The sequence below is a fragment of the Cupriavidus sp. 05T313 genome (assembly GCF_056396665.1).
On record NZ_JBFTLX010000671.1, the window covers coordinates 1 to 407 of the forward strand.

The 407-nt window shown below is 67.3% G+C and carries 1 protein-coding gene; it reads left to right on the forward strand.

The window, feature by feature from the left end; translation table 11 throughout:
• Positions 1-277, forward strand: a 277-nt coding sequence (locus AC1DKD_RS42295) for a hypothetical protein (RefSeq protein ID WP_477144874.1), incomplete at its 5' end; no start/stop codon positions are given.
• Positions 278-407: the final 130 nt, after the last annotated feature.

A 407-nucleotide genomic window follows, 5' to 3' on the forward strand; every position in this document is an offset into this window, starting at 1 on the left:
GACCTCGGACCGCGTGGTCAGGAAACCCGAGGGCCTGGACCTTCCGGCCCTGCTGGACAACATCGAAGCGGAGATGAGGGACGCCCCGGACAGGCTGCAGTGGGCAATGAACACGTGCCTGGCGCAGATCGGGATCGAGCACGCGGCCTACCGGAAGCGTGCCACCGCGATCGGTGAGCGGCTTGAAGTGCTGAAGGATTACCCGACGCCCCCGGGGTGTACGTCGCCGTTCGCCCCGGCATGGATCGGCGAGATGGTGCGGCGGAAAGGGGAGTAGCAGGTTTTACGACGACGGCGCATGCGCAGCTGCTTCCGGCCAGGTGCGGGTGCGGGCTATCCCACGCCCCGGGGCACATTAACGGCCGTTTCCCGGTTTCGGTCCGCGTAGTACGAGCGCATGCCGTGCC